Consider the following 24,967-nt stretch of genomic DNA (forward strand, 5'->3'; position numbering starts at 1 on the left):
GCGCGTGAGGCCGTTTCTGGCTATCAAGCCGAAGCAATTTCGCTTCGGCTGCAAACGGGCGGGCCCGGTATATGGGGCATCAGCTCACTCCCACTTCACCGCCGCCCTCTTCGGGCTCACCCAATAGAACCCGTCCGCCGCCACCTTCTGCCATTCATCCGTAGCGCCATTCGGCCAGATGACGCGGAATTCGACCTCGGTGTCCTTGCCTACGCCGAAATGGTGCCAGCCGAGGGAGCCGCCGGCGTGGCCGCCGCCGATGGTGATTTCGCGGCGGAGGACGTGGCCGTCATGCTTCACCTCGATCCACGAGCCGATACCGTCGCGGTTGCCGCCGTCACCCTTCAGGCCGATCTCGATGAAATGGCCGGCATCGGGCGTGACGTTGCGCCAGACCTGCGCCGGCTTCCAGCGGTTGGTGACGACGAGGTCGACAAGGCCGTCGAGATTGAAATCGACAAGCGCTGCGCCGCGCGAGACATTCATGCTGGCAATCCCGGCTTCCAGTCCCATCTCGATGAAATTGCCCTTTGTGTTCTGCACCAGCAGGTCGTTCGGGTCGAGTTTCGCGAAGTCCGGCATTTCCGCGACATTGCCCTTGGCGATGAAGAGATCGGTGAGACCGTCATTGTTGACGTCCTGGAAATCCGCATGCCACGCGGTCGAGGGATGCCAGTCGCCACCCGTATAAGGCCGGTGGGCGGTCACGCCCTTGGCGAAGGCAATGTCCTTGTACGAGGCAGGTCCCTTGCCGTCCTTCGGCAGGGTGACGAGCGTCTGCAGCTTGTTGTCGGCCATGCTGGTCAGGAAATACTCCGGATAGCCGTCGAAATCGAGGTCGTAGCTGGCAATGCCCATGCCCCAGATGCGCAGGTATTTCCAGCCTTCCTCCTCACTGTAGAGCGTCGGCACCTTGCCCGGATCGACATGCCACATCTGCTCGCGCCCACCCTTGTAATATTCGCGGTCGTTGGAGACGCGAAGGGACGGCGTGCCGGAGCGGTTCCAGTCAGTAAAGAGCATGGAGAGCGCGCAATAGCTCGGCGTCAGCGGCAGCGGATTGGCGAATTTCCGCTGCGGCGTGGCAGCTTCCGGCTTGTGCAGCCAGTTGTCGGTGCAGGAGCCCCAGGGCTCCATGTCGGCCTCCGGGTCGATATAGTTGCCGATGGCGATCGTCGGCCAGGTGTTGCCGCGCTCCCAGGTCGCGGCCATGGCCGCCGACCACGCCTTGCCGCCGTCGAAATTCCACGTCTCGTTGGCGCGCTCGAACTGGCATTTGCCCTTGCCGCGCATGACGATGTTTTCGCCGAGGCGGAGAAGTATGATGTCCTTGATCCCGTCGCCGTCGATATCGATGGCATAGGAGCCGAGAAGATTGTCGACCTCCAGGCCGGAGGTCATCGCCTTGAAGACGATAGCGCCGCCCTTCTTGCTCTCATTGTGATAGAAGACCGACTTGCCGGACCCGCCCGGCAGCAGCATGTCCGGGAACCCATCGTCGTCGCAGTCGAAGGTGGAGACGCCGCCACCAACCATGAACTCCCAGTCGCCATTGTAGACCGTATCCACGCCGCTCTCGGCCGCCTGTTCCTCCTGGAAGATCGGCGTGATGGGCCGCGGCGCTGGCGTATCGTCGGCGAAGGCGACCGTCGAGGCGAGAGCTAGGGCAAGCGAAAGGCCGCCCGACCGGATAGCCGTCATCAATGGCCTCACTTCTTCGTCTTCAGTGCGTTGACATAGTTGGCTATGCATTCACCCTGCGTCAGCCCGCGCTCGATCGCCGGTCGGAAGTGGATGCCGCCGTATAGGCGCGAGATCGCGGCCTCTTCAGCGGCCGCGCGGAAATTGGCGAAGTGGCGTGGCTTGATCCCGTCTGCTTCATGGGTGGAATCGTCAAAGGCAAGCGCTTTGCCGAAGATATGCGTCATTGCGGACGCCGCCGCCCCCGATTGCGTGCTGTGACCGCTCGGATATTCCGGGAAGGGCGGCGTGATCAGGAGCGCATCCCAGTTGGGATCGATGTTCTTCTTGATATAGGTGATCGGGCGAATGAGATCGAATTCGAACTTCGAGTCCCAGCAGCCGATGAAGGCGTCCGATAGCGCCACGCCGAGCCGCGCCAGCGTATCGACGGTCGTCGGCAGATCGGCCTTTTGCTGATCAAGGACGATGAGCGCGATGTTGATCCAGTGGCCCGGCGGCGTGGGTGAAAGCATCGGGTCGTCGGACCAGAAGCGGGCGATCGTCCGATGCTCGTCCGTCAGGCCCTTGACGGCCGCATAGACCTCATCAGCGTCCTTGTAGAAGGCGGAATCGGGCTTTTCGCTGTATTCCGGAGGCTCGGACAGCCGGCAGGTCGATCCGGCCGGCATGGCAAGCGGCAGAACCTTGCCCCACTCGGGAAGAAGCGGGGCCTGCTGCTGGCGGATCAGGCTGGTGGGCACCCAGTGCCCGGGCTTGTCGGAGACCTTGTAATCGAGCGGAAAGCCCATGTTCTCGACAGTGGCGCCGCCGTCCGTCTGCGACCAGTCGAAGACGGCTTGCGAGAGGATTTGTCCGTAAGCGCGGCTGCGCGTAACCACATCCGGGGCGACGCCTTGCGTCACCTCTTCATCCATCCGCTTGGCCATCTTCTTCATCACATGCTGGCCGGTCGGTCCGGTACGATCGAAGAAATGGGTGACCGCAAACTCCATGACCGTGTTGAGGATCACGGCGTCGTCGTAAATCGCGCCCTTTTCGCGGCTGGGAAGCGTCTTCAGCCGGTTCAACTGGCCGGCAAGGCTTTGCAGATTGTCCGATCCACTCGCAACGGCCTCATAACTCGTGACGCCGATATAGGCGAAGGATCGGGCGGCGACCGGCGGGGAATAGTTGGACGTGTGGCGGACAAGTTCGAGGATCAGCTTGTACCAGCCCGTCACCACCGCCTGCGGCGGGGTAGCGGCCTGCGTCGGGGCGGCGGCAACCAATGACAAGAGGCACGAACACGCAAAGACGAGGCCGAGAACGGCCCTTCTGATCACGACAGACATTTTTCCTCCCCAAGCCCGATGCCTGGTCCCGGCCGCACTATCGTTGAACGTCGCCCCGATGTCCATAAGCGAGTCGGCATGCAGGCGATGAGGGCGGAGGACGCCAAAGATCGGCAAGGGAAGGCACCGTTTCAAGAAAGCTTCACATTGCACCTCTCGACTCGCGACCCAAACCTCGCTTACACAGCAGGCAATCACCCCGCGTTCACCTGATCACTGAACGGAATTCAGACATGCATCTTCCCGCCTCACAAATCCCCGGTCTCGTCTGGGCATATCATCTGCATGAGGGCTCGACACCGGCGCGCGCGCTTCCGGATGACGAGGTGAAGACATTGCCAGGAGAGGGCTTCTTCTGGTTCCATTTCTCGCTCGCCGATGCGCGCCTGCCCGCCTTTCTCGAAAGCCTCGGCGTGCTTCCGGAGGCCGCACTCGTCGCGCTGACGACGCATGAGACGCACCCTTCCGTCAATGTCGACGAAGGCTATCTCTATGGCACGCTGGTTGATTATCAACGCGATTTCGACCAGAGCACGCGCGAGATCGGCTTCCTGCACTATGCCGTGTTTGGCCGTTTCATCGTCACGACCCGGCTGCATCCGCTGGCAAGCGTCGACAGCGTGCGCTTCGCGGTCGAAAAGACGCCGGGGAAATTCGACACTCCCATCGACATTTTCGAGCAGATCGTCGCCAATTTCCAGCGCTCGCTCTTCGGCCTCGTCAAGGAGATCACGGCCGACCTCAACGTGATCGAGGATGCCGTCTATTCCAACCGCGAGCCGCTGAAGCACCAGAAGGAACTGCAGCCGCTGCGCCGCTCGATCGTGCGCCTGCACAGACACATGCGCACCCTTCTCACCGCCATGCGTCACGCTGCAGCGGCTGAGGAAGACGAGATGCCGGAAGGCTTTGCCGATGTGTCGGCGCGCAGCACCAGCCGCCTGGAGGCAGCCGGCCACGAGGTGGACGCGCTGCAGGAGCGCGCGCGCCTGCTGCATGAAGAGGTGAACTCGCTCACCTCCATCGAGACCAACCGGCATCTCTACATCATGTCGGTCATGACCGTGCTGATCATGCCGCCGACGCTTGTCACCGGTTTCTTCGGCATGAATACCGGCGGCCTGCCGTTCCAGAAGGACGATCTCGGAACGGTCTCCGCCTTCGGAGCGATCGGCGTGTCGGTTCTGCTCGCCTGGTGGCTGCTGCGCCGCGCAGGCATTTTCTGAACGCCTCAGGCTCCGGCAGAATCGAGAAGCGCCATGGCCTGCCCATCAAGGGTCAGTAAGGCGGCCTTCCTCAGGCTTTCAAGCTGCGGAAGGCTCGTCGCACTGGCGATCGGCGCCGTCACGCCGGGCTTGTTCAGCAGCCACGCAATGGCGATCTCGGCCGGCGTTGCGCCGGTCTCGCCGGCGACCGTCTGCAGTGCATCGAGAATGCGGCTTCCCTTCTCGTTCAGATAAGCCTTCATGCCGCCACCGCGCGCCTTGCCCTCGGCATCCGCCAGCGTGCGATATTTGCCGCTCAGGAAACCCGAGGCGAGGCTGAAATAGGTGATGACGCCAATATCCTCGGCGATGCAGAGATCGGCCAGCGATCCCTCGAACTTATCGCGGGTGTAGAGATTATATTCCGGCTGCAAGACGTCGTAACGCGGCAGGCCCTTGTCCTTCGCCACCTTCAGCGATTCCGCGAGCTGGCTTGCATCGAGATTCGAGCAGCCGATGGCCCGGATCTTTCCGGCCTTCTTCAGCGCGTCGAAGGCGGCAAGCGTCTCTTCGTAAGGCGTCTCCGGGTCCGGCCAGTGCGAGAGGTAGAGATCGATGTAATCCGTCTGGAGCCTTCGCAGTGAATCCTCGACGGCCTTGCTGATCCAGCCCGCCTTCAGCCCCTTGTTGTCATTGCCCATGTCGGAGCCGACCTTGGTGACGATGACGACATCGTCACGCTTGCGCCCGCTCTGCGTCAGCCATTTGCCGATGATGGTCTCGGACTCACCGCCCTTGTTGCCGGGTGCCCAGGACGAATAGACGTCGGCCGTATCGATCGTGTTGAACCCGGCATCGAGCCAGCCGTCCAGGAGCGCAAACGATGTCTTCTCGTCGGCCGTCCAGCCGAAAACATTGCCGCCGAAGACGACGGGCGAGATGTCGAGGCCGGTGCGGCCGAGCTTGCGCTTCTGCATGGGAAACTCCGGAGTTGTTTCATAAGGGTGCCGAACGAATGTAGGGAGGCGACGGGTTCGGTCAAGGGCGGTACCAGCCCAATGATGCCCGCCGAAACCGATTGCGCAACGTGCATCAATTTCCTACCAATTTGAAAAACCAAACGAGGAGAGAGACACCATGCTGCGCTTCGGAATCATATCGACTGCCAAGATCGGCCGCGAACTCGTCATTCCGGCGATCCAGGATGCGGAAAACTGCGTCGTGGCCGGCATTTCGAGCCGTGATCGGGAAAAGGCCGCGGCGCTCGCCGCCCGCTTCTCGATCCCGCATGTCTTCGCCTCGCACGAGGAAATGCTGGCCTCCGACCTGATCGATGCCGTCTACATTCCACTGCCGACCTCGCAGCATGCCGAATGGGCCATCAAGGCGGCAGATGCCGGCAAGCATGTGCTTTGCGAAAAGCCGATTGCGCTGAAGGCTTCCGAAATCGACGGCATCATCGCGGCCCGCGACCGCAACAAGGTTCTCGTCTCCGAGGCCTATATGGTGACCTATTCGCCGGTCTGGCGCCGTGTGCGCATGCTGATTGCCGAGGGCGCGATCGGCAAGGTCCGCCACGTTCAGGGCGCGTTCACCTATTTCAACCGCGATCCCGGCAACATGCGCAACATCCCGGAACTCGGTGGCGGCGGCCTGCCGGATATCGGCGTCTATCCGGCGATCTCCACGCGTTTCTCGACCGGCAAGGAGCCGATCCGCGTGCAGGCGACGACCGAGCGTGACCCGCAGTTCGGCACGGACATCTATTCCTCGGTGCGCGCCGATTTCGGCGATTTCGAGCTCAGCTTCTACATCTCCACCCAGCTCGCCGCCCGCCAGATCATGGTCTTCCACGGCACGGAAGGTTTCATCGAGGTGAAGTCGCCCTTCAACGCCGACCGCTACGGCGCCGAAGAGATCGAGGTGACCAATGTCAACCACGCCGAATCGCGCCACTATCGCTTCCAGGACGCCCGGCAATATCGCCTTGAGGCGGAAGCCTTCGCGCGTGCGGCACAGGGCGAGGAGGCGGAAGTGGTGACGCTGGAAAGCTCCAAGAAGAACCAGCTGTTCATCGACGCGATTTATCGCGCCAGCGAAAAGGATGGCTGGGAGACGGTCTGACAAAGAGGCAGAACAGAAGCTTGTGCATTGCACAACTCATGCGCTAGTCTTTGTTCAGGGCTTCCCGCAGCGACGGGAATTGTTTTGCCGATGGACAAAAAGGGGTGCGGGCGCATGGGCAATGTGAGATTTCCGGTTTCCGGCAACGTCAACCAGACAATCAACCCCTGGACCTGGGCGTTCAACACGTGCGGAAACCAGATCGGCTTTTTCAATCTGAATATCGATCTGGGCCACTCAAGTAATCCCGACGCTGAACGCGTTGCGTTGGATGTCGCAAGTTATGGCAAGCAACTCGGACGCATTGAGGATGTCATCGATATTCTGGTTCGCCGGTTGAAGAACGGCGGCCCACTTGTGGACGCCGAAGCGGCGGCTATTGGCGATTATGAGACCATGCGTCGGGAAATTGCGGCTGCATTGAAGGCTTCGAATTGAGCCAAGGCCGGTGGGATGCCGTGACGGCTCACTTTCCGAACACGAATCGCGAATAGCCGAAATAGGAAAACACCATGGCGACGCCCGAACCGAGGGCGGCGGCGACCACAGGCGGCATGGGCGGCCAGAGGAGCAGGCAGAGCGAATAGCTGCCGTAATTGACCAGGGCCCCCAGAAGGCCGACAAGACCGTAGCGCGCCCCTTCCGAGGCGAGATTGCGGTTGGAGCGGCCGAAGGTGAAGGTGCGGTTGATGGTCCAGGTATAGGCCATGGCGGTCGCGATCGACAGAACGCGCGCCACATAGGGTCCGGCCGGCGTCAGCCAGAGAAGCAGGGACAGCGTGCCGGCATCGACGAGAAAGCCGGTGCCGCCAGCAAATGCGAACCACAAGAGTTTTTTCATGATCAGGCCGCGCGACGTTTGTCTCGGGGGCGGACGGTTTCGCCGCGATGGAACGCGGTCTGGTGGCGGCTCTGGCGCAGCGAGGTCAGCGAGAGATAGTGGATGCGTAACTGCTCGGCCCGCGCCCGCGCGACGCTGTCAAGGATGAGCCCGGCGGTGAAGATCATGAAGGAGATCATCATCAGCGCCATGGAGAACACCCAGGTCGGTAGTTTCGGCACCAGGCCGGTCTCCAGATATTCCGCAAGCACCGGCGCCATGAAGCCGAGGCTGGCGGCCAGAAATGCGCCGCTGATGACGCCGAAAAAGGCAAAGGGCCGCGTTTCCTTCATCAGCATGGCGAACATCCAGAGGATTTTCGCGCCGTCCTTGAAGGTGGACAGCTTGGAATGCGAGCCCTCCGGACGGCGGCCGTAGGAAAGCTCCAGCTCGCTCACCGGCATTTTCAGCCGCGAGGCATGCACCGACATTTCCGTCTCGATCTCGAAGCCGCCGGAAACGGCGGGGAAGCTTTTGGCGAAACGCCGGGAAAAGGCTCGGTAGCCGGAAAAGATGTCCGAAAAGCCGGCGCCGAAAATCATGCGATAGAGCTTGTTGAAGATGGCGTTGCCGAAGGCGTGGCCCTGGCGACCCGCATCTTCCGTCACGCCCCGGCGCGTTCCCACCACCATATCCGCGCCTTCCGACAGCAGCGTGCGGATGAGATCCTGTGCCTCTTCAGGATCGTAAGTGCCGTCGCCATCCGCCATGATATAGATGTCGGCGTCGATATCGGAAAACATGCGGCGCACGACATGGCCCTTGCCCTGTCGGCGTTCGCGCGTCACGGTCGCCCCCGCCAGCGCCGCCTTCAGCGCCGTGCCATCGGTCGAATTGTTGTCATAGACATGGATGTGCGCGCCGGGTAGCGCCGCCTTGAAGCCTGCAACCACATCGCCAATGGTCGCGGCCTCGTTGTAGCACGGCAGAAGCACGGCGATGTCGAGATCGTCGAGAATGCCATCCGTGGCTCCGTGCGTCGCCATTGTTCTTTTCCTGCGGTTTGCGCCGTCATGGGCGCGCGTTGCCTTGCGCTTTACTATTTCTTGAGAAGGTTAAGTTAGCTTGAATTCCGGGCGTCCCGCGCCACGAAATTATCCACCCCTCTTCGCCGGTTCGGCCCCGTCCATGTGAGATGAAGGGCCACGCGTAATCCAGGATCGGTCATGGCCAGCATCGACAACACCGGCACTCTGTCTCCGATGAAGGCAGGCGCAGGCATCAGCAAGACAAGGGTTGGCGGCAGCCGCCTTGGCCTTGCCGTCCTCGTCGCCTTTATCGTCATTCTCCTCTTCCATGTCACGAACCTGCTGTCGAGCTATACCGACTATGTCGGTCCCGACAACGACGATGCGATGCGGCTGGTCGAGGTGCGCGATTTCCTGGCGGGCCAGGGCTGGTACGATCTCATGCAATATCGCCTCGGTCCCGCGCCGGGCACACTCATGCACTGGTCGCGTTTCATCGACCTGCCGATTGCCGCGCTGATTACCTTTTTCAGCCTCTTTATGTCGCCGCGCATGGCCGAGGCGACAGCGCTTTTCGTGTGGCCGGTCTCGCTCTCGCTTCCGGTCCTCTATTTTATCGGCCTTGGCGCGCGCCGCATCGGGGGCGAAAGGGCCATGTGGGCGGCCATTCCGATGGCGGCCCTGTTCGTGCTGCAGGTCCATCGCTTCGAGCCCGGCGGGATCGATCATCACAATGCCCAGATGGCGCTGATCGCCATCGTCGCCGCGGCCCTGGTCGATCCGCTCCACCGCGCCTCCAGCTACGCGCTGGCGGCGCTGGCCGCAGCCATTGCCTTGGCCGTGGGCGCTGAAACCACGCCGCTTCTGGGCGTCGCCGCCGTCATCGTTGCAGCCAGATGGGCCGTGCTTGGCCCGTCCTATCGGGCGGCCGCTTGCAGCTTCGGCCTTTTCTTCGCGCTTCTGACCGGGGCTGCCTATGTCGCCACGGTGCCGAAGACGCTCTACTCCGCTGTCACCTGCGACAATCTCTCCTTCGGCTTCCTTGTCCTGACGGTCTATGGCGGCTTTGCGCTTTTCTGTGCGGCTGGTCTTGCCAGTCGCGCGCCGATCGCGCTGCGCTTCGTCATTCTGGCCTGCATCGGCCTGGGGGCAGCCGGGCTCACCCTCACCGTGATGCCGCAATGCCTGCAGAACCCGCTGGCCGGTCTCGATCCGCTGCTGAAGGAAATCTGGCTCGATCGCGTGGCGGAAGCGCAACCGATCCTCTCGCAGGCCAAGCTCCACCCGGCGACTGTCGGCGGCTTCTATTTCGTCGGCTTTATCGCCATGGTCGTTTCGGCATGGCGCGTGAAGATGGGCGACCGCGTGGGCGTCCATCTCGTTCTGCTCGTCTTGCTCACCGCCGCCTGGGCGATCTCGCTCATTCAGGTGCGCGCCGCAACCTTTCCGCAGATGCTTTCCATCCTGCCGCTATCGGTTCTCATCGCGGAACTGCACACGATCAGCCGGCGCGATCCTGACTCGGTCATTGCAGGCCTGCCCTTCGCTGTCATGACGCTTGCCAGCATTCCGGCCTTCTGGTTCGTGGCGGGCTTCCTGGTCTCGGAGGCGGTTGGCAACGAAAAGGCCACCCAGTTTGCAGCAGCCGGCGACAAGATCGCCGCCTGCACGAAGGAAGCCAATCTCGAGCAGCTGAACCGCCTGCCGAAGGGCATGATCGCCGCGCCCTCCAACATGGGGTCGCCGATCCTGCGCTTCACGGGGCACAGCGTTCTGTCGGCGCCCTATCATCGCGATCCCAACGGCATGCTGGTCGTGTTGCAGGCCGGCCTTGCCGCGCCTGAAAAGGCCGAAGCGATCCTCGGGAATGTCGGTACGGACTATGTCGCCTTCTGCCCGGGGGATGGCGAGCTGAAGGAACTGGCGCAGCGCGCACCCGATGGCTTCGCAGCAGCCCTTCTTAAAGACAGGCCACCGGCTTTCCTGAAGGATGTCACGCCGTCGGGCGCGACAAATCTCAAGGTCTACCGCCTCGTTCGCTGATCGCGTTTGAGGCTGCGTTTCTGGAGCATGTCCCGGAAAAGCACGTCGCTCTTCCGGTAAATTCGTGAGGATCAGAACTGCTTGCGCATCGGATGCGCCTTGTAGACACCCAGAATGCGAACCTTTTCGGAGAAGAACTTCAGTTCGTCCAGCGCGCGCTTGACGTTCTCGTCGTCCGGATGACCCTCGATATCGGCGAAGAACTGCGTGGCGACAAACTTGCCGCCGATCTGGTAGCTTTCGAGCTTCGTCATGTTGATGCCGTTCGTCGCAAAGCCGCCCAGCGCCTTGTAAAGCGCGGCGGGAATGTTGCGGACATTGAAGACGAAGGTGGTGACGATGGTTTCGTCGGCGCTTTCGCGCGTGGCGTGCTTCTCGTTGGGCGAGAGCACCACGAAGCGGGTGATGTTGTTGTCGGAATCCTCGACATTCTCTTCTAGGATCTCCAGCCCGTAGAGATCGGCCGCCAGGCGCGGGGCGAGCGCTGCCATCGACCGGTCGCCGGTTTCCGAAACGAGCTTGGCAGCGCCTGCCGTATCGCCGGCAACGACGGCCTTCCAGCCGTTGGAGCGCACGATCTTGCGGCACTGGCCCAGCGCGTGAATATGGCTATGAACCGTCTTGATCTCGCTCTTGGCCACGCCCGGCAGCACCATCAGCTGGAAACGGATCGGCATGAAATATTCGCCGACGATGTAGAGGCGCGACTGCGGCATCAGGTAGTGGATGTCGGCCACGCGACCGGCCAGCGTGTTCTCGATCGGGATCATCGCGAGATCTGCGTCGCCGCTTTCCACCGCGTTGAAGGCGTCCTCGAACGTCTGGCAGGGCAGGGGCGCCATGTCGGGAAACATGTCGCGGGCCGCCATGTCTGAATTGGCGCCGAAATCGCCCTGGAAGGAAATGCGGTTGGTTCTTGCGATCATGGTCTTGTACTCACTTCATGCGCGCGGCCAACACGCGGCGCGCCTTTTCAAGATCGGCCGGCGTGTCGACGCCGAGGGGAACGGCCTTCACGATTTCCGCATCGATCCGCATCCCGGCTTCCAGCGCGCGCAGCTGCTCGAGCTTTTCGCGCATTTCAAGAACGGACGGCGTCAGCGACACGAAACGCTTCAGCGACTGGCGGCGATAGGCGTAAAGCCCGATGTGATGATAGAGTGGCCCGTCGCCCCAGGGCGCGGTCGCCCGCGTGAAGTAAAGCGCGCGCAGCCGGGTTTCCGAGACGGGCGAGCCGATGACCTTGACGACGCTCGGCGCGGTCTTCTCTTCCTCGTCGGTGATCTCGACGGTCAGCGTCGCGATATCGACCGCCTCGTCCTCAAGCGGCGCAAGTGCCGCCCGCACGGTTTCCGGCTCGATGGTCGGTAAGTCGCCCTGCACATTGATGACATAGCGGGCGCGCGCCTGCGGATCGGCCTTTTCCAGCGCCTCGAAGATACGGTCGGAGCCCGATTGATGATCCTCCCGCGTCATCACCGCTTCGAAACCGGCGGACGTGACGGCGTGAAAGGTCTCTTCATGATCGACCGCGGCCACGACCCGGCCGACATTGGCCTCCACGGCGCGCCTTACGACCTGCACGATCATCGGCTCGCCGCAGATGTCGGCCATCGGTTTGCCGGGCAGTCGCGTCGAGGCCATACGCGCGGGAATCAGGACCAGCGATTGATCAAAGCGGTTGATCTGCATCAAGGATCCCTTCAATTCCTGAGCGAAAAGTGGCAAAAGGTCTCAGTCCGGGAGGAACAAGAATTGTTGCGCTCGCGCGCTAAAAGACATAGGTTCCGCTCGATTTCAAGATGCGCCGGCGCTGATCACCCGGACATCGCTAAGGGGAGCGTTAGCAGATGAATTCTCATGTGAATATGGGCGTGGGCGCCCTTCTGGGGACCGTGTTCGTTCTGATGTCGGTTTCGATCGCTTCGGAAGGCATCTTCAAGTCGCCCGCACCCGAAAAGCCTGGCTACGCCATTGCCGCCGCCGAGGGCGAGGCTGCCGGTGGTGCCGGGGCCGAAGCCGCCAAGGCCGACACGCCGGTGGGCGTGGTTCTGGCCAAGGCCGACGCAACCAAGGGTGCCGCCATCTTCAAGAAGTGCGAAGCCTGTCACACCGGCGACAAGGGCGGCCCGAACAAGGTTGGTCCCAACCTCTGGGGCATCGTCGACCGCCCGGTCGCCAGCCACGAAGGCTTCTCCTACTCGGCCGGCATGAAGGAATTCTCCAAGGGCGGTTCGGAAAAGTGGACCTATGATCACCTTTACCACTTCCTCAAGAAGCCGAAGGATTACGTGAAGGGCACGGCCATGGGCTTTGCCGGTCTTCCGAAGGAAGACGAGCGCGCCGATCTTCTGGCCTATCTGCAGACGCTGGCCGATACGAAAGTTCCCTTCCCGGCGGCGGATGCAGCGCCTGCTGCCGACGCGGCCAAGCCTGCAGACGCCGCCGCGCCGAAGAAGTAATTCCGCTCAAAGCGAAACATCACAAAGGGCCGGACCTCGATAGAAGTCCGGCCCTTTTGCTTGTTCTTTGTAGCAATTTGCCTTTACGGGAAAAGCGCGTCCCACTTTCCTCTGGCGGACGAATGTCAGGCCTCGACGGCCCAATACAGCGGGAACATCGGATCGAACACGGTGACCGGCCCGGCCCCGGTGTCGATCTTTGCCGGATAGGCCACGGGCGCGTCGTGCTTGACCAGTGTGATCGTCTCCTCATTCGCCGGCAGGCCATACCAGGCCGGACCATTGAGCGAGGCGAAGGCCTCAAGCTTGTCCAGCGCGCCGGCATTCTCGAAGACATGGGCAAGGCAGCTCATTGTGTTGGTTGCGGTGAAGCAGCCCGCGCAGCCGCAGGCGCATTCCTTCAGCGGATCGGCATGTGGCGCGGAATCCGTGCCGAGGAAGAAACGGCGGTCGCCGGATGTGGCCGCCTCGACCAGCGCCACGCGGTGGCTCTCGCGCTTGGCGACCGGCAGGCAGTAGTAATGCGGCTTGATGCCGCCGACGAGAATGGCATTGCGGTTGATGATCAGGTGATGCGTGGTGATCGAGCCTGCAAGGTTTTTCTCGGCGCTACGGATATAGTTGATGCCATCAGCCGTCGTGACATGTTCCATCGTCACCTTGAGCTCGGGCAAGCGCTGGCGCAGCGGATCGAGCACCGTTTCGATAAACACGGCCTCGCGATCGAAGATGTCGACCTCCGGCGTCGTCACCTCGCCATGGACGCACATGGGAAGGCCGATCTCGGCCATGCGCTCCAGAACAGGCATCACCTTGTCGAGATTGCGCACGCCGCCATGCGAATTGGTGGTCGCACCTGCCGGATAGAGCTTGACGGCATGGATCAGGCCTTCCGCCTTGCCGCGCGCGACGTCGTCGGCCTCGGTCGCTTCGGTGAGATAAAGCGTCATCAACGGCTCGAACCGGTCGCCTTCCGGGATGGCGGCCAGGATGCGGTCACGATAGGCGCTTGCATCCGCCACCGTTGTCACCGGCGGCACGAGGTTCGGCATGATGATCGCGCGGGCGAAATGCCGCGTCGTTTCCGGCAGAATGCCCTCCAGCATCGCGCCGTCACGCAGATGCAGATGCCAGTCGTCGGGCCTGCGGAGGGTGATTTTCGTCATGACGCGCGTCCTTCTTCTGCCAGCCGGTCAGGCCGCTGATAGCATTCCGGCGCGATGCGTTCAATCGACGCGGTGACAAAGGGCAGCCAAAGCCTGCCGTGCTGCCGCGTCAGGCAGCCTCCGTTCCCATGGGGACCGTATCGGCAAAGGCGATCTTGCGGATGTCTTCCAGTGCAGTCCCGAAAGCCGCAATCAGCTTCGGGTCGAAATGGCTGTCCGCCTTGCCGCGAACGTAATCCGCGGCCTTTTCGAAGGGCCACGCCTGCTTGAACTGACGTTCCGAAATCAGCGCGTCGAAGCTCGCGGCGATCGCCACGATCCGCCCCGCCTGCGGGATGCTGTCGCCCTTCAGCCGCGAAGGATAGCCCTGGCCGTCGAAGCGCTCGCGATACGTCCGGTGAATTTCGGCGGCAAGCTCGAGCAGAGAGGATCCGCCGGCGCCGGCTTCGCCGCCATTGGAGCGCCGGCGGAAATCGGCTTCCGTCATCCGCCCGCTTTTCAGCAGCGCGGTGTCGGAAGCAAGTGCTGTCGTGTTGTCGAAGAGCGGGGCGGCAAGCCGGATATCGCGGCAGAACGGTTCCGGCAGACCGGCGGCCCTCGCAATCGCCTCCGAATAGGCGGCCACCCGCATCCGCTGCTGTGCTGCCTGCGGGTCCTTGTAGCCGGCGGCGAGCGTGATGCGCTGGATGATCTCGCATTCGTGTTCGCGCACGGCGTTTTCATTGCCCGCCCCGTTTGCGCCGATGCTCTCCGAATGTCGCCGCCGTGCCTCGGCAAGGGCAGCGATGTTCTGCACACGCGCCTTGAACTCCTGGAAGTCGACCGGCTTGGTCAGGAAGTCGATTGCGCCGGCATTCAGCGCGTCCATGCGGGTCGTCAGTTCGTGATCCGCCGTCACAAAGATCACGGGCACACCGGCATAGCGGTCGAAATGCAGCATTTCCGTCAGGAATTCGACGCCGTTATAGACCGGCATCATATAGTCGAGGATCGCCACATCGAATTCCAGATCGGGCATGGCGGCAAGCGCGTCTGCCGGTGAGGAAAAGGGGATCGGCGAACAGCCGGGCAGTTTCTGCACCATGCTGGTCAGAAGACGAAGATTGGTGTTGTTGTCATCAACGATCAGAACTTTCATGCTTTCCCCCTTCATGCGGCTTTCTGAAATGTGTAGCGCGCCAGAAGCGCGGCAAGTTCACCCGATCTGTCCTGTGTCTGCGGCGTCTGCCGCAGCGCCTGGGCGATTTCGGCTACGGCCTTGAAGCCGACATTGGCGGCCGCGCCCTTCAACGTATGCAAGGCCTTGTCGGCTGTCTCGCTGTCGCCGGCGGCGCGCGCCGCGGCATAATCCTTGAGAAGCAGGTCGGCATCCTTGAAGAAGGAGGCGACGAGTTCATTGAAAATCTCCTCGCCGAGCACGTCCACCAGTTCCGCCTTGCGGGCCGGATCGATCCCGTCTTCGGGAAGCGACGGTGCTTCGGCGGCAGAGGGCGCCGGCGGTGTCTCGAGGGGCGTACTGATCGGTGCCGCTCGTTCTGCAGCCACGCCCGCCAGGATGCTGTGCAGCCGCTGAAAGGTGATCGGCTTCGGCTCGAACCCGTCCATGCCGGCTTCCAGACAGGCGTCGCGATCCTCGTCGGAGGCATTGGCGGTCATGGCAATGATCGGCGTGGCCCGATTGCTGCCGACATTTTCACGAATGATCCGCGCGGCCTCGATCCCGTCCATGACAGGCATCTGCATGTCCATCAGGATGAGATGGTAGGGCTTCTGGCCCGCAGCAACCACGGCTTCCTCACCGTTCGTGGCAAGCTCGACCGTCTGGCCGAGGCGCTCGAGAAAGCGCGAGGCGAGCTGCTGGTTGACCTTGTTGTCTTCGACAAGCAGAACCTTCAGACCCGGCAGGGGCGCGAGGCTGCTGCGGCGCTCCACCGGCTGCGCGATCTCCGGCTGGTCTGCCGGCTCGACCGCCATCTCGAGCCAGAAGGTGCTGCCCTTGCCCTTCTCGCTCTCGACACCGATCTTTCCGCCGAGCCGTCCGGTGATTTCCTTGCAGATCGTCAGGCCGAGACCCGTCCCGCCGAAGCGGCGGCTGATCGAGGCGTCGACCTGCGAGAAGGGCTTGAACAGCTTCTTGCGGCCTTCCTCGTCAATGCCGATGCCTGTGTCCTGCACTTCAATGCGCAAGAGACGAAGGCCGCCCGCCGCTGCGCTTTCGCGAAGGCGCAAGGTGACCGTGCCATGGCTGGTGAATTTGGTCGCGTTGCTCAGCAGATTGAGGATGATCTGGCGAAGCCGCGTCGGGTCGGTGTTGACCCATGGTCTTTCCAGCTGATCCGGCATGTCGAGAACCAGCGTGTTGCCACGCTCCCGCGCCCGGCTCATCATGATGTTCACGACCGTCTTGGAAAGATCGACAAGGTTGGTCGGTCGCGTTTCGATTTCCAGCTTGCCGTATTCGATCTTCGAATAGTCGAGGATTTCGTTGAGAACTTCCAGAAGCGCCTCGCCCGAGGCGCTGATCGTATCGACGCTTGCGCGCACGTCGTCGGGGATGTCGGAGAGCTGCAGGAGTTCCGCCGTCCCCAGGATCGCGTTGAGCGGGGTGCGGATTTCGTGGCCGATGGTCGCCATGAATTGCGACTTGGCGCGGTTTCCGGCATCCGCCGCGTGATAGGAGGAGGCAAGGTCGGTGGCCATGGTCTCGAAGGCCAGCCCCGCCAGTCGAACGGCCTTCAGCTGGCGACGTAGCGTAAAGATCAGGAAACCCACGGACGCGGTCAGAAGAAGGACATAAATGCCCGAAGTCTGCTGGAGCCGGATGAGCTCGTCGCGGGCCTGCGCGCGGTTGTCGGCAATGACGGTATTGGCGGCCAGAAGCAGATTGTTTGTCTTCTCGTGCAGTTCATGTGCCGCGGGCAGGGCCTGCGCAAGCTGTGAACGAGGATCCGGCGCTTTCTGCAGTGCGGAATACACCGGGTCCAGCGAATGCACCATCTGCCGCACCTCGTTGCTGATCTGGCCGACATCGCCCGGCTGGATGAAGAAATCGAGGAAATGACCTTGCCGGAGAAGGTCTGCGCGCGAATAGACGATGTCGTAGCGCCGAGCGATCCCCTTGATCCGGTCGGGCGTGATGGTCGCCGGAGCGGAAACTGCGAGTTGCGTTTCCATTTCCAGTTCATGCGCTTCGCGGTCGAGCTGGAAGGCGGCCCACATCGCGCTTTCGCGAATGCCGTTCTGCAGCGAGGCCTGCCGGTCAGCCATATCCAGATAAAGATAGATGAGGACGACCAGCAGCACGGCGGCAAAGGCCTGCAGCAAGGCGGTCCGCTTGCCGGCCCGCCTGAGGATATCGCTGGTCTTTTCCCCGCCCGTGCTCACTCAACGACCTCGATTTCCTTGATCTGCCAGACCGAGCGGGAGAAATACTTCTCGTTATAGAGCGACTTGTCCTTGTCGAACGGGTAGATCAGGAAAACCGGACCCTTTTCGCGAACCGACATTTCCTCGCCATTCATGCGGACCGCCAGGATCGTGTCGAGCTTTTGCGCATCCTCGAACGGGACGTCCGAGGCGTAATCGTTCAGCGCCTTCACGACGAGCTTCTTGCCGCTTGCACCCGCCGCGGCGAGCACAGCACGCAGATACGGGCCGGAGAATTCCGTCTTGCCGTTTGTCCATGGCGTTTCCATGGTCGCCTGGCGGCCGGCAAGCTTCTCCAGCATTGCCAGATCAAATGTCGCCGACTTGCCGGCATTCGTCTCGCTGATATGGCCGGTAATGGTCAGGATGGGCTCGCCCGCGGGCTTGTCCAGCGCAAAGGCGCCGGTGGAGGAAAAGGCAAAGGCACCGACAAATATCAGGGTATGGATCATGCTTTTCATACGGTTTTGTCTCCTGAGAAAGATCAGACTGGCGGTGTGGAATGCGGGTTGCTGCCAGCGATCAGACGGCCCACCAAATGCGTGAAACCGAGGGCTTCGATCGGCTTGGTGAGGAAGGTCGTCACGCCGGCGGCAAGGGCCTCCTCCCGCAACCCGTCCGAAGTGTCTGCGGTCACCATCACGATCGGCGTTTCGCGAAAATTCTCGACGGTGCGGAGGCGATGCACGAACTGGACGCCGGTCATGCCGGGGAGCATGTGATCGACCATCACCAGGTCGAAGCATCGACTCTGGCACGCCTCGAGCGCCTCGGCGGGGTCTTCAAAGACGGCGGTCTCGCAGTCGCCGGCCTTCGCCACAAGATGGCGCAGGATGAGACCGTTGGTCGGATTGTCTTCGACGATCAGAATCGCCATGCGTCCCCCAAGCTAAATTCTGCCTTCAACATTGCGGCGCAGGCACAACCTGTATGACCAGTCGTTGCCGCCGGATATGTGTTTTATCGCAGGGACGGTTACATAAGATAAAATGGATGTGTAAAATTTGAACGATCGGTCCCATTTCGGGGATGTGTGCCACACATTGGCGCAGCGGGGCTCAGGCGATCGTGATCGCCTGCAGTGACCGCATCTCCCTGATGTGCCAGAGATAAAAGAGGGCGCAGAGCACGCCCATGCCCGGCATCAGGATGTGCAGCGAAAGAACCGGCTCCCCGATGGCGGCAGCCACGGCCCCGCCGAACACGCCGGAGCCCATCTGCACGAAGCCGAGCATGGCGGCCGCCGTCCCTGCAATGCGCGGAAACGGCATGAGGGCGGCTGTCGTCATATGCGGCATGACGAAGGCGATGCCGAAGGCATAGAAGCCGACCGGCACCATCACCGAAAGATAGGAAACCGGCAGGAACTGGATCGACAGGAATGCAAGCAGGCTGCCGATCAGAATCAGCGCGAGGCCGGGCAGCACCAGCCGTTCGGCCGACACCGAGGGCAGCAGCAGCCGAAACAGCACGGAGCCAAGGAAATAGCTGCCGGTCTGGCCCAACATGCCGAGCCCGAACTGGGCAGGCGTCAGCCCCGCTTCATCGATCAGCACGAAGGGAAGCACGGTGGCAAGCATGTAGAGCGCCCCGACCGCAAAGCCGATGGTCAGCGCTGCCGACATGACGGGTCCGCTGCACAGCAGCCTGCCGTAGGAGCGAAGCAGCGGGCCGGGCGCGGCGCGCGCGAGGTCGGGAATGGCGGTCTCCCGCAGGGCAAAAAGGGCAATACCGATGCCAGCCAAGCCCATGCCGACCATGACGAGGAAAATTCCCTGCCACGTGGAGAATTCCAGGATCAGGCCGCCAATCGTCGGGGCAATGCCCGGGCCAACGGCCAGCACGATGCCGATCATGTTCATGATGCGGGAGGATTGCTCGCCGGTGAACTGGTCGCGGACGATCGCGCGCGACACCGTGGTGCCGACAGAGGCGCCGACGCCCTGGATCAGACGTGCTGCCATCAGCCATTCGATCGTCGGGGCAAAAATGGCCATCAGGCTGCCCGCCATGTAGACGAGCATGAAAACGATGGCCGCGTTGCGCCGCCCGATCGCATCCGAGGCGGGGCCGGTGATCAGCTGCGCCACCGCAAAGCCAGCGAAGTAAAAGGTCAGCGTCATCTTGGCGGATGCACCGCTGACCCCGAAAGCATGCGCCAACGCCGGCATGGCCGGCGTGTAAAGAGACATCGAGATGGAGCCGATCATCGTCATGAACGCGCCGATGAGGCTCGTTCGCCGCTCTGACATCAGCGGCTTGTTTTCGACCATCTGCGAGGCCCCTTTGGGCGCGACATTCATGCCGCGTCCCGGGCCGCCGACATTTCGAGCAGGGAGATCTTCAGTGCCTTGAGCGCGTTGAGAAGCCCTTCGCGTTCGCCCTCGCCGAGTTCCGAAACCATGTCGGCCAGCATCAATTTTGCCATGCGGCGGATTTCAGCCAGCATGGGCTCCGCCTTTGGCGTCAGGATCACGTTACGCGCGCGCCGATCGGTGGGGTCAGGCATTCGCTCTGCAAGGCCCAGACTTTCCAGCTTGTCGATATAGCCGCTCATCGTCATGGGCTCGACGCCCATCTTCTCGGCGATCTCGTTCTGGCGACAGCCTGAGCGATTGCCGATATTCAGGAGAGCACGCGCCTCGCCAGGCGTCAGTTCAAAGCCTGCCGTGGCAATACGCTTCTCGAATTCGGTCCGCTGAAGGCGGGCGACTTCTACAATGAGGAAACCGATGGATTCCGGTTCGATCATGATCTGGGTCCGTTCAATTAATAAGGGTTTCTTATTATAACATGGCTGTGATTGCAAGGATTACAGGTTCTTTTTTTGGAACACCATGTTCCAAAGGACCGACAGGACCCTATATTGCCAGGGATAATCGATTCATATGAGGATAACCCCAATGGCGGACGCCCCCATCAATCCCGCGCTGATTCACTGGAACGGACTGAACGGCCTCCCGGATTTCGCCCTTATCGGCGATGACGATTTTGCGCCGGCTTTTGACGTCACTTTCAAGTTGCATGAAGCCGAAATCGACGCAATCGCCAACAATCCCGAGGCGCCGACCTTTGAAAACACAGTGGTCGCGCTGGAAATCGCCGGTGACGAGCTGTCGCGCGTCTCCGCAATTTTCTGGAACCGGGCCGGGGCCGATACCAATGATGTGATTCAGGCGCTGGAGCGGGATATCTCGCCGAAGATGTCGCGTCATTATTCCAAGATTGGGATGAACGAAGCGCTTTTCAAGCGCATCGACACGCTTTGGGAGACGCGGGAGACGCTGAACCTCGATCTGGAGCAGACGCGTGTTCTGGAGCGCCACTGGAAGGGCTTTGTCCGTTCCGGCGCGAAACTGCCGCGTGCACAACAGGAGCGGCTGGCGGCCATCAACGAGCGGCTCGCCTCGCTCGGCGCAACCTTCGGCCAGAATGTGCTCGCCGACGAGAAGAGCTGGTTCCTGATCCTCAGCGACGAGGCCGATCTCGCCGGCCTGCCGGATTTCCTGAAGGACGCGATGGCCATACAGGCCGAGGCGCGAGGCGAGAAGGGAAAGTATGCGGTGACGCTGTCGCGCTCGATCATCGAGCCGTTCCTGACATTCTCCGACAGGCGAGACCTGCGCGAAACCGCCTTCAAGGCCTGGATTGCGCGCGGTGAAAACGGCGGCGCGACCGACAATCGCGGCGTGATTGCCGAGACGCTGACGCTGCGCGACGAGAAGGCGAAGCTTCTGGGCTATGCCAATTTCGCCGAAATGAAGCTCGACAACACAATGGCAAAGACGCCGGAAAACGTGAACGGCCTCCTGATGCAGGTCTGGGAAAAGGCGCGGGCGCGGGCCGCCGAAGAAGAGGCGGATATTGCGAAAGCCATCGCAGACGAGGGCAAGAACCACGACGTGAAGCCCTGGGACTGGCGGCATTATGCCGAAAAGATCCGCGCGGAGCGCTTCAACTTCTCCGAAGGCGAGCTGAAGCCCTATCTCCAGCTCGAAAAGATCATTGAGGCCTGCTTCGATGTCGCCCGCCGTCTCTTCGGCATCACCGCGACGGAGCTCAAGGACGTGAAGGCGTATCACCCCGACGCCCGCGTCTTCGAGATCCGCAACGCGTCGGGCGCCTTGCAGGCCATGTTCGTCGGCGATTACTTTGCACGGCCCTCCAAGCGCTCCGGCGCCTGGATGAGTTCGTTCCAGAGCCAGCACAAGCTGACCCTGAAGAATGGCGACGAGGGCGAAATTCCGCTGATCTACAATGTCTGCAACTTCGCAAAGCCCGCCGAGGGCAAGCCGGCGCTGCTGTCGCTGGACGACGCGCGCACGCTCTTCCACGAATTCGGCCATGCGCTGCACGGCATGCTCTCGGACGTGACCTATCCGACCGTCTCCGGCACGGGGGTTTCGCGCGACTTTGTCGAACTGCCCTCGCAGCTTTATGAACACTGGCTGACGGTTCCGGAAATCCTCAAGACCTATGCTGTGCACTATGAGACCGGCGCGCCGATGCCGCAGGCGCTTCTCGACAAGGTTCTCGCCGCCCGCACCTTCAATGCGGGCTTTGCCACGGTCGAGTTCACCTCTTCCGCGCTGGTCGACATGGCGTACCACACCGCCGCCGAGCCGCCAGCCGATCCGATGGCGCTGGAAGCCAAGGTTCTCAAGGATATAGGCATGCCGGACGCCATGGTCATGCGCCACCGCTCGCCACATTTCCAGCACGTTTTCTCCGGCGACGGCTATTCGGCAGGATATTACTCCTACATGTGGTCGGAAGTGCTCGACGCCGACGCCTTCTCGGCGTTCGAGGAAACCGGCGACGCCTTCAATCCGGCAATGGCGGAGAAGCTGAAGCTGAAGATCTACTCCTCCGGCGGCTCCATGGACCCCGAAGACGCCTACAAGGCCTTCCGCGGCAAGCTGCCGAGCCCGGAGGCCATGTTGCGGAAGAAGGGGCTGGCGGCTTAGGGCTCTCCCGCTTCGCCCCCCTCACCCCGCCTCCGCTCCGCTCGGCGGACCTCTCCCCGAAGGGGCGAGGGGGACCGCAACGCTGCGGCATCCACCCTCTTCTCCCCATCGGGGAGAAGTGCCGAGCACAGCGAGGCGATGAGGGGGCGCCACACCCGCCAACAAAAAACCCGCCGGATCGCTCCGGCGGGTTCTTCAATTCAATGATCCCAAATCTCAGGGCTCGATGAATTCCAGCGGGCGGTCGCCCTGTTCGTCGCGGATGCAGGTCTGCAACCCGATGCGGTTGAGGACGGCGAGGAAGGGCTGCGGCGGCAGTTCTTCGACATTCACCATCTTCTTCACATCCCAGACGCCCTTGGCGATGAGGATTGCAGCGGCAACCGGCGGAACGCCGGCGGTGTAGGAAATGCCCTGGGAGCCAACTTCGTTATAGGCTTCCTTGTGGTCGGCGACGTTGTAGATGAAGACTTCGCGTTCCTTGCCGTCCTTTGTGCCCTTCACGAAGTCGCCGATGCAGGTCTTGCCTTCGTAGTTGGGCGCAAGCGATGCCGGATCGGGCAGGCAGGCCTTGACGACCTTGAGCGGCACGACTTCCGAACCGTCAGCCAGCTTGACCGGCTGTTCAGAGAGCAGGCCGAGATTCTTCAGCACGGTGAAGACGTTGATATAGTGGTCGCCGAAGCCCATCCAGAAGCGCACGTCCGCGCCATCCATGTTCTTCGCCAGTGAATGCACTTCGTCATGGCCGCAGAGATAGGCGCGGCGCGTGCCGACGACCGGCAGGTCATAATCCTTGCCGATCTCGAACATCTTGTTCACCTGCCATTCGCCCTTCTGCCAGGAATAGACGACGCCGGTGAATTCGCGGAAGTTGATTTCCGGGTCGAAATTCGTGGCGAAATACTTGCCATGGCTGCCGGCATTGATGTCGACGATATCGACATCGGTGATCTTGTCGAAATACTCGTCCTTGGCGAGCTTGGCATAGGCATTGACCATGCCCGGGTCGAAGCCGGCGCCGAGAATGGCGGTGATGCCCTTCTCTTCGCATTCGGCGGCACGCTTCCACTCGTAGTTTCCATACCACGGCGGCGTTTCGCAGATCTTGTTAGGCTCTTCATGGATCGCGGTGTCGATATAGGCGACGCCCGTGTCCATGCAGGCGCGCAGCACCGACATGTTGAGGAAGGCCGTGCCGACATTGATGACGATCTCGGACTTGGTCGACTGGATCAGCGCGTTGGTGGCTTCGATGTCGAGCGCGTCGAGCGCATGGGCTTCAAACACGCCCGGCTGCTTCATGGCCTTCTTCTCGTGCACGGAAGCGATGATGTCATCGCATTTCGACTTGGTGCGCGAGGCGATATGCAGGTCGCCGAGGACGTCGTTGTTCTGCGCGCACTTGTGCGCAACCACCTGGGCGACGCCACCGGCGCCGATGATGAGAACGTTCTTCTTCATGATGAGGACTAAACTCCTTGTGTCCAATCGTCAGAAGCCTTCCGGAAGCAGGTCGCTTCAGGACAGGCTTTGTTCGTAGTCCGCGAAGGTGAACTCGCGGACCGTCCTGATGCTGCCATCCAATTCACGGATGGCGATTGACGGCATTTTCACGCCGTTAAACCAGTTCTTCTTGACCATGGTGTAGCCGGCCGCATCCTGGATGGAGAGGCGGTCGCCGGCCTTCAGTTCATGGTCGAATTTGAATTCGCCGAAAATATCGCCCGCCAGGCAGGACTTGCCGCAGACCATGTATTCGTGCGCACCCTCGTTCGGGGCCATCTTGGCCGACTGCCGGTAGATCAGCAGGTCGAGCATATGCGCCTCGATCGAGGAATCCACGATGGCGAGGTTCTTGCCGTTATAGAGCGTGTCGAGCACGGTCACTTCCAGCGTGGTGGACTTGGTGATCGAGGCCTCGCCCGGCTCCAGATAGACCTGGATGCCATAGGTGTCGGCAAAGCGCTTCAGCCGGTCGGCCAGCTTGTCGATCGGATAGTTCTCGCCGGTGAAGTGAATGCCGCCGCCGAGGCTCACCCATTTCATCTTCGCAATCAGATGGCCGAAATCCGCCTCGATCTTGCCGAGCATTTCCGAGAAGCGATCGAAATCGTCATTCTCGCAGTTGTTATGGAACATGAAGCCGGTGATCTTGTCGGCCACGGCCTCGATCTTCGTTGCATCCCATTCGCCGAGACGCGAATGCGGACGGGCCGGGTCGGAGATCAGCCACTCGGAGGTCGAGACACGCGGATTGACGCGCAGGCCGCGAACCTTCGAAGAGGAGGCCGTATCGAAACGCTCGAGCTGGTTGATCGTGTTGAAGATGATCTTGTCGCAATTGTCGATCACTTCGCCGATCTCGTCGTCGCCATAGGCCACCGAATAGGCATGCGTTTCCTTGCCGAACTTCTCGCGGCCGAGCTTCACTTCATAGAGCGAGGAGGACGTCGTGCCGTCCATATACTCGCGCATCAGGTCGAAGACCGACCATGTGGCAAAGCATTTCAGCGCCAGCAGCGATTTCGCGCCAGAATTCTCGCGCAGCCATGCGATCTTCTCCATGTTGGGAAGAAGCTTCGCCTTGTCGATCAGGTAATAGGGTGTTTTCAGCATCAATCCTAAAGTCCGTGCCCCGGAAAAGATGGTGCGCCGAAGGCCAAAACCCTGACCCCGGCGCGCGAAGCG

22 protein-coding genes are annotated in these 24,967 nt (G+C 61.7%); 6 read left to right on the forward strand and 16 right to left on the reverse strand.

What is annotated here, in order from left to right:
* Positions 1-84: 84 nt before the first annotated feature.
* Positions 85-1,701, reverse strand: a complete 1,617-nt coding sequence (locus tag LQK83_RS18210) for a CRTAC1 family protein (RefSeq protein WP_230838827.1) — start codon at positions 1,699-1,701, stop codon at positions 85-87.
* 8 nt (positions 1,702-1,709) lie between these two features.
* Positions 1,710-3,035 carry a vanadium-dependent haloperoxidase gene (locus tag LQK83_RS18215; RefSeq protein ID WP_230838828.1) on the reverse strand — a complete coding sequence of 442 codons (1,326 nt, stop codon included), beginning with the start codon at positions 3,033-3,035 and terminating at the stop codon, positions 1,710-1,712.
* A 233-nt stretch (positions 3,036-3,268) separates the two neighbouring features.
* Between LQK83_RS18215 and LQK83_RS18220 the strand changes: the two genes are divergently transcribed.
* Positions 3,269-4,261, forward strand: coding sequence for a transporter (locus LQK83_RS18220; RefSeq protein ID WP_230838829.1), 993 nt, complete (start codon positions 3,269-3,271; stop codon positions 4,259-4,261).
* Between the two features lie 5 nt (positions 4,262-4,266).
* Here LQK83_RS18220 and LQK83_RS18225 read toward each other — a convergent pair whose 3' ends face one another.
* Positions 4,267-5,217: an aldo/keto reductase gene (locus LQK83_RS18225; protein ID WP_230838830.1), complete on the reverse strand. Its 951-nt coding sequence runs from the start codon at positions 5,215-5,217 to the stop codon at positions 4,267-4,269.
* Between the two features lie 160 nt (positions 5,218-5,377).
* On the opposite strand from LQK83_RS18225, the gene LQK83_RS18230 reads away from it, so the two are divergent.
* Positions 5,378-6,364: a Gfo/Idh/MocA family protein gene (locus tag LQK83_RS18230; protein ID WP_230838831.1), complete on the forward strand. Its 987-nt coding sequence runs from the start codon at positions 5,378-5,380 to the stop codon at positions 6,362-6,364.
* A gap of 90 nt (positions 6,365-6,454) precedes the next feature.
* Complete coding sequence (locus LQK83_RS18235; protein WP_230838832.1) at positions 6,455-6,802, forward strand: hypothetical protein; 348 nt, start codon at positions 6,455-6,457, stop codon at positions 6,800-6,802.
* 28 nt (positions 6,803-6,830) lie between these two features.
* Here LQK83_RS18235 and LQK83_RS18240 read toward each other — a convergent pair whose 3' ends face one another.
* Positions 6,831-7,205, reverse strand: coding sequence for a GtrA family protein (locus LQK83_RS18240; protein WP_230838833.1), 375 nt, complete (start codon positions 7,203-7,205; stop codon positions 6,831-6,833).
* A 2-nt stretch (positions 7,206-7,207) separates the two neighbouring features.
* Complete coding sequence (locus LQK83_RS18245; protein ID WP_230838834.1) at positions 7,208-8,230, reverse strand: glycosyltransferase; 1,023 nt, start codon at positions 8,228-8,230, stop codon at positions 7,208-7,210.
* 180 nt (positions 8,231-8,410) lie between these two features.
* On the opposite strand from LQK83_RS18245, the gene LQK83_RS18250 reads away from it, so the two are divergent.
* Positions 8,411-10,255, forward strand: coding sequence for a hypothetical protein (locus tag LQK83_RS18250; RefSeq protein ID WP_230838835.1), 1,845 nt, complete (start codon positions 8,411-8,413; stop codon positions 10,253-10,255).
* A gap of 71 nt (positions 10,256-10,326) precedes the next feature.
* Here LQK83_RS18250 and LQK83_RS18255 read toward each other — a convergent pair whose 3' ends face one another.
* A complete protein-coding gene (locus tag LQK83_RS18255; RefSeq protein ID WP_230838836.1) occupies positions 10,327-11,181 on the reverse strand; it encodes a prephenate dehydratase in 855 nt (284 codons plus the stop codon).
* Between the two features lie 10 nt (positions 11,182-11,191).
* Entirely contained in the window at positions 11,192-11,947 is a 756-nt protein-coding gene (locus LQK83_RS18260) for a 3-deoxy-manno-octulosonate cytidylyltransferase (RefSeq protein ID WP_230838837.1), read from the reverse strand.
* Between the two features lie 158 nt (positions 11,948-12,105).
* On the opposite strand from LQK83_RS18260, the gene LQK83_RS18265 reads away from it, so the two are divergent.
* Positions 12,106-12,717, forward strand: coding sequence for a c-type cytochrome (locus tag LQK83_RS18265; protein ID WP_230838838.1), 612 nt, complete (start codon positions 12,106-12,108; stop codon positions 12,715-12,717).
* 125 nt (positions 12,718-12,842) lie between these two features.
* Here LQK83_RS18265 and pyrC read toward each other — a convergent pair whose 3' ends face one another.
* From pyrC to LQK83_RS18300, 7 genes are all read right to left on the reverse strand, one after another.
* On the reverse strand, positions 12,843-13,883 hold the full coding sequence (pyrC, locus tag LQK83_RS18270) for a dihydroorotase (RefSeq protein ID WP_230838839.1): 1,041 nt from the start codon (positions 13,881-13,883) through the stop codon (positions 12,843-12,845).
* 109 nt (positions 13,884-13,992) lie between these two features.
* Positions 13,993-15,021, reverse strand: coding sequence for a response regulator (locus LQK83_RS18275; protein ID WP_230838840.1), 1,029 nt, complete (start codon positions 15,019-15,021; stop codon positions 13,993-13,995).
* 11 nt (positions 15,022-15,032) lie between these two features.
* A complete protein-coding gene (locus tag LQK83_RS18280; protein ID WP_230838841.1) occupies positions 15,033-17,267 on the reverse strand; it encodes an ATP-binding protein in 2,235 nt (744 codons plus the stop codon).
* Positions 17,264-17,770 (reverse strand): molybdopterin-dependent oxidoreductase, encoded by a 507-nt coding sequence (locus LQK83_RS18285; protein ID WP_230838842.1) that lies wholly within the window; start codon positions 17,768-17,770, stop codon positions 17,264-17,266. Before LQK83_RS18285 ends, LQK83_RS18280 begins: the two co-directional genes overlap by 4 nt.
* Positions 17,771-17,793: 23 nt before the next feature.
* Positions 17,794-18,186, reverse strand: coding sequence for a response regulator (locus tag LQK83_RS18290; protein WP_230838843.1), 393 nt, complete (start codon positions 18,184-18,186; stop codon positions 17,794-17,796).
* 181 nt (positions 18,187-18,367) lie between these two features.
* Positions 18,368-19,612 (reverse strand): multidrug effflux MFS transporter, encoded by a 1,245-nt coding sequence (locus LQK83_RS18295; RefSeq protein ID WP_230838844.1) that lies wholly within the window; start codon positions 19,610-19,612, stop codon positions 18,368-18,370.
* The gene (locus LQK83_RS18300) at positions 19,609-20,061 is read right to left on the reverse strand and encodes a MarR family winged helix-turn-helix transcriptional regulator (RefSeq protein WP_230838845.1); all 453 of its coding nucleotides are present in this window, start codon (positions 20,059-20,061) and stop codon (positions 19,609-19,611) included. Before LQK83_RS18300 ends, LQK83_RS18295 begins: the two co-directional genes overlap by 4 nt.
* A gap of 151 nt (positions 20,062-20,212) precedes the next feature.
* Between LQK83_RS18300 and LQK83_RS18305 the strand changes: the two genes are divergently transcribed.
* Complete coding sequence (locus tag LQK83_RS18305) at positions 20,213-22,276, forward strand: M3 family metallopeptidase (RefSeq protein WP_230838846.1); 2,064 nt, start codon at positions 20,213-20,215, stop codon at positions 22,274-22,276.
* 216 nt (positions 22,277-22,492) lie between these two features.
* Here LQK83_RS18305 and LQK83_RS18310 read toward each other — a convergent pair whose 3' ends face one another.
* Both LQK83_RS18310 and nspC read right to left on the reverse strand, forming a co-directional pair.
* Entirely contained in the window at positions 22,493-23,740 is a 1,248-nt protein-coding gene (locus LQK83_RS18310) for a saccharopine dehydrogenase family protein (RefSeq protein ID WP_230838847.1), read from the reverse strand.
* Between the two features lie 57 nt (positions 23,741-23,797).
* The gene (gene nspC, locus LQK83_RS18315; protein WP_230838848.1) at positions 23,798-24,895 is read right to left on the reverse strand and encodes a carboxynorspermidine decarboxylase; all 1,098 of its coding nucleotides are present in this window, start codon (positions 24,893-24,895) and stop codon (positions 23,798-23,800) included.
* Positions 24,896-24,967: the final 72 nt, after the last annotated feature.

It is taken from the genome of Rhizobium sp. C1, from assembly GCF_021026335.1.
Classification (GTDB): domain Bacteria; phylum Pseudomonadota; class Alphaproteobacteria; order Rhizobiales; family Rhizobiaceae; genus Ensifer_A.